This window comes from Candidatus Binataceae bacterium, assembly GCA_036495685.1.
Lineage (GTDB): Bacteria > Desulfobacterota > Binatia > Binatales > Binataceae > JAFAHS01.
The window spans coordinates 1-9,627 of record DASXMJ010000097.1 but is presented as its reverse complement, the minus strand read 5'-3'; the positions used below and the strand labels follow the sequence as shown (position 1 = coordinate 9,627).

Below are 9,627 nucleotides of genomic sequence, written 5' to 3'. Positions count from 1 at the left end.
ATGAGCAACTGGTGTTTGACCGCCAATGATTCGGCTGCGACCGTGCCAAGACCGCCCAGCCTGGCAAGGCGAGCGAAGGTCACCAGCAAGTGGGCGATCAAGCTGAACAGCAATCTCATCGAGACGAACCTTAACCGTGTGGGAACGTTTCACAAGTCTGCACTTCAACGTCGCATCCTGCCAGAATCAGTATTTCGCCACACACACGAAGACCGATCCGATCGATGAATTGCGGATCGGGCACCTCTCTCAGAAGATGCGCCAGCGGGCTGCACGCTTGCCCGATGCGGTAACCGAAGGAGCCGCAAGAGTTGGAGGGCCAGCACTGACGGGATTGCCGGAGATCTCGCCCGGCCTCTGAGGCAGCTGGCACCGGGCGGGTGGATCCATGCTTTCCCGAGTTCATCCTTTTACGTGCGAACGCCAGGACAGCCAGCACTCGGCATGCCTGACGCGGCAGCACTGCTCTTCCGGTCAGCAGCAGGCGCCAGCCGCAGACATCGGAGAGAGTAACTCATTGCCTCCTCTTTATTCGGTACGGCGTGTTTTCAGTGTGTATTGTTCCAAAAATTGCAAGCTGACTTGTGGCCCGAAGGATCCTACCGGGTTGGGGCGTCTGACCTAGTCCTTTGGACCGATTTGACTCCAACCAAGGATGGATCGGGGACGTTTCGATGAATTGGCGGCACGACAGTTGCGCAATTCGTCTCAATCACTAGACAGTGCTTTGCGGGGAGCGACGAAAATGCTCGTCGGCATCGAGCGCAAACCAAATAGAGGCCCATCAACGTCTGACTTCGAGACCCAGGCATTGACAATCGCGCGCGCTCGGATCGTGGTATGCCTGCTGGTCCTGCTCTCCATTTATGTCGATCCGGCAACAGGGGGACTCTTTGGGATCGCTCGTTCCATGCTAGTCACACTGGCGGCTCATCTGGTCTACGGCGCGGCGGCGTATCTCCTCGCTCGTCGCAGTCCTGTAACGAGGCGTTTTCTGGGGGCTACTGCCGCGCTCGATATTGTCTTCGCCGCGATCCTTGCCTTCTTCACCGAGGGTCCGACGAGTCCTGCGTTTGCGATGTTCCTTTTCGCGATCATCGCGACTGGATCCTGGGCCGAGTTCAGCTTGCGCGTCATCGTCACCGCGGTGTCGGTCTTTCTCTACCTGCTTGCGCTGTTTTTTTCCGAAACCGCAATTTCTAACCAGCTCTTGATGAGGGCGGTCTACCTCGGGATCGCGGGATATTTGATCGACTTCTTCGGGCGTAAGCGCGACGAGTTCGAATTCCGCTTGCGCGACCTCGAGGCTGAGACTGAACGGCAGACTATCGCGCGATCGCTCCACGACGGATTCCTGCAGGCACTTGCAGGAATCAATCTTCGCCTCGAGACTTGCCGGGATATGCTCACCAGCAATCAATCGTCCGAGGCCCTCGGAGAAATCACAGAAATACAGACCTGCGTAGCCTTCGAGTACGACGAGGTCCGAAAATTCCTTCGATCTCTGGCGCGGGCTGATCGCGGTCTTGTCCCGGTCCCGCCCTTGGATGCGGCGACCGAGTTCCGGGTCGAAACCGCTTTTGTGGGGCGCGGTCCTGTCGTGGAGCATATCATTCAGATCCTTTTGGAAGGAATCCGGAACACCCAGAGACACGCGCATGCTCGCTTCGCGCGGATCAAGGTCGAACAAGCCGGCGAGACGATTCGCATCGCCATTGACGATGACGGTGTCGGCTTCACCGACTTCAATACTTCGCCATGGACTATCGCCTCCCGGGTGGCCGAATTCGGCGGTCGCTTGGCTATTCGACCGGGAACCTCCGCCGGGGCGCATCTCGAGATCGAGTTGCCTTCACGAACATGAATTCCCCAATCCGATTGGTACTCGCCGATGACCACACGCTGTTCCGCGGGGGCTTGAAGTCCCTTCTTCGGCGCCAGAAGGACATGCAGGTAGTCGGCGAGGTAGACAAGGCGAGCGCTGTGAAGGCGGTTCTCGACAAAACGTTATGCGACGTTCTGTTGCTCGATCTACAGATGGAACGCTGGGCATTGAGCGACATCGGTGACCTGGCGCCGCTCACCAAAGTAGTTGTCCTGACCGCAAGCGAAAGCGTGGAAAATGCGATTGCGGCGATGCGGCTTGGCGCCCGCGCAGTGGTGCAGAAACGCTTCGCTGTGCAGACCCTGCTCGAGGCGATTCGCGCTGTCGCTTCCGGGTTGGTCTGGATGCCTCCCGACTTGCAGGCCGAAATCGCCTCTCAGTGGGGGGCCTCCGGCACTAAGCAGCTCACCGGCCGCGAATTGGAGATCGTTCATTGCGTCGCCGTTGGACTTCGGAACGTGGAGATCGCTAGTCGGCTCTCTATCAGTGAAACAACCGTCAAGACTCATCTCAACAACATATTCAAGAAACTCGAGCTACGGGATCGTCTGGGACTCGCGCTGTATGCCCTTCGTCGCGGCTTGGCTGTCAAGCACGATTAGTCTTTCGTTCCTAGCAATAGCACTAAGTCAGTTAGCTCACCCTTATACTCCATAGGTATCGCTATTTTGTCCGTTTCATACGGTCGGTTGAGACCGCGACATGTCGCTACTGCGCATCGGCTGGGCACCAGACGCTCAGATAGGCAGCACACTTGCTCCGATCGCGAAGTGAAGTGGTAGTCGACTCGGTTGGTGGCATCCGCGGTCTAAAACTGGAGGTGGAGAGATTCTACTTCATCAGTTTTGCTGCTCGTTTCAGAGGTCGGACCTAATAGTCAGTCACACGGGTGGCATGTGGGTTGCGTTTGAGACTTCGGCTCCGTGCCGAGTTGGCTCGGCTAAGCTCGCGACGGACTGCGCGAAGCACACCTGCCAAGCGGACAAGAGGGCCGGCTGGGCATTTGGCTGGATGACCAAGACAACGGAGGAACTTTGCCCGATGGGCGCAAACAGTCAACAGGGTTGGTCGCTGTTTCTCTTTCTACTCGGCCTTACGTTTCTGCCGGCCGGCCTCTTCGCGTTAGGGCCACTCTTCGCCATCGCGGGACTGGCCTGCCTGATCGCATCCGCGGCTTGGTTTGTGAAAATCAAACCGCTGGAACATCTCGAACCGGGGAAGAAAGAATAGGCGGCATACGTATGATGGGCACCCTGCAGCAGCGACGCAGCTAAGGCGACTGACGAATCAGAGGGAGAGAGGGAATGAGAATTGTGGGACTGATCGTATGTTTGGTCGGCTGGTTCATAGCCGTCTTGAGTGTGGAGGTTCCGGGAGTATACGCGCAACTGCTGGTTGCGGTGGCCGGATTTCTGGTCGCCGCGTTTGGCGCGCTGAAGATCGTCAACGGTGCCCATCTCAAAAACGCGATCTGGAAGATGTAAGAGGACGCCATGATACTGACACGAATCAACCGCGCGCGGCATCGGCTCATTGCCTTGACTGCCGTACTATTGGTCATCGGATGGCTGATACCAACCTCGATCGTGCTTGCACAGACGGCGTCTCCCGCAGCGGCAGCCTCGCCTGCAGCACCGCCGGTGCCCATCACGAACGCCGATATCAAAGGCATCAGTGGCCCATCTGCAGCCGACTTAGCGAAGGGCGACCCGGGCGGCACTCTGACCGGAACTGTCAATGACGTTCCCGTCAGCGACTCCAAAGCAGGTCTTACGATCGCGGATGTCGTCAATCAGGTCGGCCAGAATCGAATTGCGGTCAACTTCGTATGGACGCTCGTGACCGGCTATCTGGTCATGTTCATGCAGGCCGGGTTTGCGGCGGTCGAAACCGGATTGTGCCGCGCCAAGAACGCCAACCACACGTTCATGATGAATTTCATGGTGTATGGGTTTGGCCTGTTTGCGTACTGGGTGATGGGCTTCGCTTTGCAACAGGGTGGATGTGCACCAGTTAGCACTTTGGGCGGACTCACTCCTCTCAATTCCGAGTTCAGTTTCAACTTCCTGGGCGGAAAGACCTGGGGACTGTTCGGTCAAAGGGGATTTTTCCTGAGCGGCGCCAGCTACGATGTCGGCATAATGGTGATGTTCCTCTTCCAGATGGTCTTCATGGACACGGCTGCGACGATCGTTACTGGTGCAGCAGCGGAAAGGTGGAAGTTTGCTGCGTTCGCAATCTCCAGCATGGCTCTTGCCGCGATCACATATCCGCTCTACGCGAACTGGGCGTGGGGCGGAGGATGGACCTCGGCGCTTGGAGCGAACTATGGGCTCGGTCATGGCTACTGTGATTTCGCCGGCTCCGGAGTGGTTCATGCGGTAGGCGGCATGAGCGCTTTGGCCGTGTCGATGATCATCGGACCCCGAATCGGGAAATACAACAAGAATGGCAAGCCGAACCCAATGCCTGGCCACGACATGACGATGGTCCTGATCGGCTGCTTCATCCTGGCCTTCGGGTGGTTCGGGTTCAATCCCGGCAGCACCTTGGGTGCATCGGCCAACGGTGATCTGCGAATAGGCACGATCGCGGTCAACACGATGCTCGCAGGCTGCACCGGTTCGATAGCATCGTTGCTCTACATGTGGATCAGGTATGGCAAACCCGACGCCTCAATGGCGGGTAACGGACTCCTAGCGGGCCTGGTCGCAATCACCGCTCCCAGCGGCTTCGTCAACACCGTGGGGGCCGCAATCATCGGCTTCGCTGCTGGCATGATCGTGTGTCTCAGCGTTGAGTTTATCGAGCGCGTCCTGGCGGTCGACGATCCGGTGGGCGCTATCTCGGTCCACGGAACCTGTGGTCTTTGGGGTGTCATTTCAGTGGGTCTCTTCGCCGATGGAACCAGCAACTACGGCGGCAGCTGGAACGGGGTCAACGGTTCGGTCAGGGGGCTGTTCTATGGTGATCCGAGCCAACTGGTGGCCCAGCTCATCGGGTGCGCGACCTTGATCGGCGTCATCTTCACCCTGTCATACGTCCTCAACTGGATCGTCGACATCGTGGTGGGTCAGCGTGTGGGGGCGGCAACCGAGCTCGAGGGCCTCGACCTGCCCGAAATGGGTGCGCTCGGCTATCCCGAGTTCCAACTGGTCACGGCCGGCACCGGTCGCTCAGTCGAAGTGGCGGCGGACTAAGGCGGCCAGGAGAAAGAATCATGGCAGGGCAGATCATTTTCGCGGTCGTAATGTTCGCGATTTTCGTCGGCTGGATGTTCATTAAGCCGGGCAAGAGCATCTTCTACAAATAGGAATCTCGATGGAGATGGCTGTACAATCGGGTGGTGCGGTTAATGCCCCGGTTATGGATGGCAAACGCCCAACGCCGATCGTTCGCGATGCGAACGCACTGATGGTTCGCGGAGTCGAGGAACTCGAACGTAACCACATCGAAAAAGCGGTTGGCTTGCTGCGCCAGAGCGTGGAACTCGACCCTAAGTCGTTCTACGCGCAGCTTGCCCTCGGCATCGCGCTCACCAAGGGACTGGAAATTCCCGAAGCCGAACAGGCGCTGCGAGCTGCTGTCGATCTGGAGCCCGCCAACTTTTGGGGGCATCTGCGCATGGCGGAGATGTTTCAGCGGGTCGGCGTTCCCACCAGGGCGCTTGAAGAGCTGCAGCTGGCCCTCGATTTTGCGCCGACCTCCGCGGAACGAAAGATCGCGCGCGATCTGCTCGAAGCAGAGCGGCGACGAAACGTGGGCCGCGCTTGGCGCCCAGATTTCCTGCGGCTGTTCCGAGGAAAGGGGAGGCGCACCAAATGAAGCCGAACGCTTTGTCGCGACCCCGCTACATGGCTGTAACCATCGCCGCCGGCGTGATCGGAGTCCTGAGCGCGATTTTTCTGGTCGGAGCGCCGCCGATCCCGGCAGCTGCCGGTGTCGCGCTTGCGGTCGGGTGGCTCATCTGGCGCGCGCCGACTTAATGAGTGCGCGGTGACTAATTTCTCGCTCAGGGAGCAAGATGAAAAAGATCGAAGCGATTATCAAACCTTTCACGCTCGACGCCGTAAAGCAGGAGCTACAGAGCATCGGGATTACCGGATTAACGGTATACGAGGTGAAGGGTTTCGGCCGCCAGAAAGGCCACACCGAAATGTACCGAGGTTCCGAATATGTCGTCGACTTCCTGCCCAAGCTCAAGATCGACCTGGTGGTGAAGGACGAGATGGCAGCCGCGGCTGCAGACGCAATTATGCTCAAAGCGCACACCGGCAAGATCGGCGATGGCAAGATCTTCATCACCACACTCGATGACGTGATTCGCATCCGCACCCAGGAGCACGGCAACGACGCTGTCTGACCTCTCGCGGTTCCGCGGGCATAATAGCTGCTCGACTTACCGGTCCGCCCGGCGATGATTTTTGGCCTGACTCTACTCCTGCTTACCGTTCTGCTCGGTCCAGTACTGGTCAAGCCCATCGAACACAACATTGAGATTTTTTTCCTCGCGGCCGGTGCTTTTGCTTCCGGGCTCACCGGTCAGTGGGGAGGGGGACTGCTGTACAAGGCTCTTACCGAGCCCGTTGCCCTTACCATCGCGGTTCTCATCTTTGGCGTAGTCGCGCGGCTGATCCGCCCATCGCTCGACCGCGTCGTGGCACGCCTCGTGAAGGTCGTGGCCCCGCGCTGGATATACTTCGGCTTGATCATTGTTCTCGGTCTCCTTTCCAGCGTCATAACCGCCGTCATCGCGGCGCTGGTTTTGGTAGAGGCGATCGCGCTCCTCAAGCTCGATCGCTGGAGCGAAATCGCGGCCGTGGTGCTGGCGTGCTTCTCTATCGGCCTGGGAGCTGCGCTGACCCCGGTGGGCGAGCCCTTAGGCACCATCGCGATCGCGGCGCTCCAGACCGACTTCTGGTATCTCGCGCGATTGCTCGGGCCACTCGTCGTAGCCGGCATTGTGATTGTTGGCGTGGTGAGCCTGTTTCTGCCTGCAAAGCACGGTCATTCGCTTAAGGCGGATGTGCATACCGAGGGTTGGGACGAGATCATCCTGCGGGCGGCGAAGGTCTATATCTTTGTGATGGGACTAGTCGGCCTCTCGTGGGGCCTGCGCCCGCTGGTCGACGAGTACATTACCCGCATGCCGCAATGGGGTCTCTTCTGGATCAATTCGGTTTCCGCGATTGTCGATAACGCCACGCTCACCGCCGCCGAAATCGGTCCCTCGCTCGCGCCCGCTCAGCAGCGCGCGGTACTGATGGGGCTACTTATCAGCGGCGGCATGCTGATTCCCGGCAATATCCCAAACATCGTGGCCGCTAACCGCCTCGGCATTTCGAGCCGCGAATGGGCTCGGGTTGGCCTGCTTGCGGGCCTGCCACTAATGGCCTTCTGCTTCGTTGTTATTCAATGGATCGCCTGATGCTGATCCCCCAAGGTTCTTGTGCTGTAACATGACAACGAGCTTCCTTTCGACGAGGTCGGTTCTAAGGCCTGGACGATGCCAAGAATCCTTCGGCACCTGCGTTCGCAAAGTTGGTGGAGATTCTTTCAATATTCCTCCAACCCAAGAGATTAGTTCCTAAAATACCAAGGAAATCCGGTGCTTAGTCCTGTCCTTGGTAAAAATCTCATCCGAACGAAAATTGGAACGGCTGGAGAAGACGGGGGCTGACCGGCGGCGATGAACCGAGCCGCGCCGGACGTGGAATTGTAAACGACCGTCGCGCAGTCAAGATTTAGTTTCCTGCAGTCTTCGGATCCGCACCCGATGCGGTACCGGGAGGAGCGCCACCAATAGGAAGCAGTAGTTGATATCGTCAGGCCGCGAGGCGCTGGTAGCGATGGTGCAACCCGCCGACTTGCGGGATGGCGATGACTCGGCCGCTCGTCGGCGGCTGGATAGAACGCGAGTGCGGACAATCCTTGTCGAGCGATAGACGGGTCCGGGTGCGGTGGTAATAGTCGATATAGGACGAGAGCACACGGCGAAGATGGCGCTCGTTGAAGACGACGAGGTAGTCGAGACACTCCCGCGGGATCGAGCCGATGACCCTCTCGATGTATGGATTCTGCCAGGGTGAGCGCGGCGCAGTGATGATCTCGGTGATGTCCATCGCCTCGACCCGTCGCCTGAACAGCGCGCCGTACGAGGCATCGCGATCGCGCAGCAGAAAGCGAGGCGCGGTGTCCCACGGGAATGCTTCGGTCACCTGACGCGACAGCCAGCCTGCAGTCGGATGCTGAGTGACATCGAAGCGGACAATCTTCCGGCGGTCGTGGACCAGTATGAGCATTACGAACAGCAGCCGGAAGGTCGCCGAAGGCACGATGAACAAGTCGATGGCAGTGATGCCCAATGCGTGGTTGGACAAGAAACTAGGCCAGGTCGGCGATGGGGAGTGCGGTCGATGCAGCATGTACTTGGCGACGGTCGCCTGACTGATTTTGATGCCGAGCTTCAGCAACTCACCGTGGATGCGGGGTGCACCCCAGAGCGGGTTGGCACGGCACATCTGGCGGATCAATTTGCGAGTTTCGCGAGCCATTGGTCTTCGTCCAGACCGTGAGCGCCAACGCCAGTAGAGTCGAAAACCTTGCCGGTGCCAGTGGACGACGGTAGCCGGCTTCACCAGCACCATTGCTTCGAGGCAACGTGGCCACACCCGGTAGAGCCAGACCCAGAGCATCCGATCGATGGAGCACAACCGCACGCGGCCGAAGTGTCGGCGATACAGGACCACCACCTGGTGCCGGAGCGCGATGAGCTCGAGTTCCAGTTCCGCGCGGTTGCGAAACCGCCAAGCGAGCCAGGAGAATAATGTCGTGATGAATGCGAGCATGCCGGCGACATTACGGGCCGCCGAGCGGAATCTCTAGAACTTTTCGCTACTTTTTGATTTTCAGTAGTCACTGCCCGACTTCCTCCAGCGCCCACAGGCTCCGTGCCGCGCGCGACCTCGCGGTTCCATACAATTTGATCATTGCATCGTCCTCGGGCTGCAAATTCCGTCCACGGCGCAATCTTGCAGAAATCGTTCGCCTGCTTGGAAGGCTCAAAGATTGGTCTTTCGTGAACACTCCTTGCGCGAATTTGCATCTCATTCCCGGCAGACACTAACCTATCGGTGGGATACTTCCATGGGGTAAGGCCAGATATACCTGCGGGTCAAGTAAAGGACCGTATAGACTGTGCGGTATCGAAGCTCTTTAAGGTCGGACCTTATGGACCCTGACAATTAGGACCTAAACGGGCTCAGGCCAAGAACAACATCGGTCGCGCTCGCGTCGGCTCATCGCGGCTGGTCGCTCGGGGTTTCCACATTGTCCCAATTCTCGGTCAGATCAGATTTCAGCAGGGACCTTCTCGAGCGTCCAAAACTTCGTGGAAAGGCAATTGACTTGATTTAACAAGGGACGAGCGGGAGGCTCTTAGTAAGTGAAACTTCAGAGCTCAGGAGGTAGAAACAATGCCGACCTACATCCTGCTCAGTTCGTTGACTCCCGAGGGCAGCCAGACTCTGCATAAGGATCCCGAGCGGCTCGATGCGGTGAACAAGGAGATCGCGGAGTTCGGCTGCAAGGTCGTCACCCAATACGCGGTCCTTGGCGGTTACGATTTTGTGACAATTGTGGACGCGCCGGATAACGAGACCGTCGCTCATATGTCGGTCGATTTATCCTCGCGCGGCACGGTCAAGATCACCACGCTACCTGCAATACCGGTCGCTCAGCTC

At 58.4% G+C, this 9,627-nt stretch carries 11 protein-coding genes; 10 read left to right on the top strand and 1 reads right to left on the bottom strand.

The window, feature by feature from the left end:
• Positions 1-811 precede the first annotated feature (811 nt).
• From VGI36_10415 to VGI36_10375, 9 genes are all read left to right on the top strand, one after another.
• Complete coding sequence (locus VGI36_10415; protein HEY2485554.1) at positions 812-1,864, top strand: histidine kinase; 1,053 nt, start codon at positions 812-814, stop codon at positions 1,862-1,864.
• On the top strand, positions 1,861-2,487 hold the full coding sequence (locus VGI36_10410) for a response regulator transcription factor (protein HEY2485553.1): 627 nt from the start codon (positions 1,861-1,863) through the stop codon (positions 2,485-2,487). Before VGI36_10415 ends, VGI36_10410 begins: the two co-directional genes overlap by 4 nt.
• A 439-nt stretch (positions 2,488-2,926) precedes the next feature.
• On the top strand, positions 2,927-3,115 hold the full coding sequence (locus tag VGI36_10405) for a hypothetical protein (GenBank protein ID HEY2485552.1): 189 nt from the start codon (positions 2,927-2,929) through the stop codon (positions 3,113-3,115).
• Between the two features lie 74 nt (positions 3,116-3,189).
• Positions 3,190-3,369 carry a hypothetical protein gene (locus VGI36_10400; GenBank protein HEY2485551.1) on the top strand — a complete coding sequence of 60 codons (180 nt, stop codon included), beginning with the start codon at positions 3,190-3,192 and terminating at the stop codon, positions 3,367-3,369.
• 9 nt (positions 3,370-3,378) lie between these two features.
• Positions 3,379-5,085, top strand: coding sequence for an ammonium transporter (locus tag VGI36_10395; GenBank protein HEY2485550.1), 1,707 nt, complete (start codon positions 3,379-3,381; stop codon positions 5,083-5,085).
• A 127-nt stretch (positions 5,086-5,212) separates the two neighbouring features.
• Positions 5,213-5,710, top strand: coding sequence for a hypothetical protein (locus VGI36_10390; protein HEY2485549.1), 498 nt, complete (start codon positions 5,213-5,215; stop codon positions 5,708-5,710).
• Positions 5,707-5,871 carry a hypothetical protein gene (locus VGI36_10385; protein HEY2485548.1) on the top strand — a complete coding sequence of 55 codons (165 nt, stop codon included), beginning with the start codon at positions 5,707-5,709 and terminating at the stop codon, positions 5,869-5,871. Before VGI36_10390 ends, VGI36_10385 begins: the two co-directional genes overlap by 4 nt.
• Before the next feature lie 38 nt (positions 5,872-5,909).
• The gene (locus VGI36_10380) at positions 5,910-6,248 is read left to right on the top strand and encodes a P-II family nitrogen regulator (GenBank protein ID HEY2485547.1); all 339 of its coding nucleotides are present in this window, start codon (positions 5,910-5,912) and stop codon (positions 6,246-6,248) included.
• 54 nt (positions 6,249-6,302) lie between these two features.
• Entirely contained in the window at positions 6,303-7,313 is a 1,011-nt protein-coding gene (locus VGI36_10375; GenBank protein HEY2485546.1) for a DUF1646 family protein, read from the top strand.
• A 397-nt stretch (positions 7,314-7,710) separates the two neighbouring features.
• Here VGI36_10375 and VGI36_10370 read toward each other — a convergent pair whose 3' ends face one another.
• On the bottom strand, positions 7,711-8,733 hold the full coding sequence (locus tag VGI36_10370) for an integrase core domain-containing protein (protein ID HEY2485545.1): 1,023 nt from the start codon (positions 8,731-8,733) through the stop codon (positions 7,711-7,713).
• Between the two features lie 627 nt (positions 8,734-9,360).
• On the opposite strand from VGI36_10370, the gene VGI36_10365 reads away from it, so the two are divergent.
• Positions 9,361-9,627 (top strand): GYD domain-containing protein (locus VGI36_10365; protein HEY2485544.1); only part of this gene is annotated, 267 nt, incomplete at its 3' end.

Bases quoted from the DNA above. Each gene is read 5' to 3' on its own strand.
- VGI36_10410 (HEY2485553.1), top strand. From the start codon at position 1,861: ATGAATTCCCCAATCCGATTGGTACTCGCCGATGACCACACGCTGTTC.
- VGI36_10405 (HEY2485552.1), top strand. From the start codon at position 2,927: ATGGGCGCAAACAGTCAACAGGGTTGGTCGCTGTTTCTCTTTCTACTC.
- VGI36_10400 (HEY2485551.1), top strand. From the start codon at position 3,190: ATGAGAATTGTGGGACTGATCGTATGTTTGGTCGGCTGGTTCATAGCC.
- VGI36_10395 (HEY2485550.1), top strand. From the start codon at position 3,379: ATGATACTGACACGAATCAACCGCGCGCGGCATCGGCTCATTGCCTTG.
- VGI36_10390 (HEY2485549.1), top strand. From the start codon at position 5,213: ATGGCTGTACAATCGGGTGGTGCGGTTAATGCCCCGGTTATGGATGGC.
- VGI36_10385 (HEY2485548.1), top strand. From the start codon at position 5,707: ATGAAGCCGAACGCTTTGTCGCGACCCCGCTACATGGCTGTAACCATC.
- VGI36_10380 (HEY2485547.1), top strand. From the start codon at position 5,910: ATGAAAAAGATCGAAGCGATTATCAAACCTTTCACGCTCGACGCCGTA.
- VGI36_10375 (HEY2485546.1), top strand. From the start codon at position 6,303: ATGATTTTTGGCCTGACTCTACTCCTGCTTACCGTTCTGCTCGGTCCA.
- VGI36_10370 (HEY2485545.1), bottom strand. From the start codon at position 8,733: ATGCTCGCATTCATCACGACATTATTCTCCTGGCTCGCTTGGCGGTTT.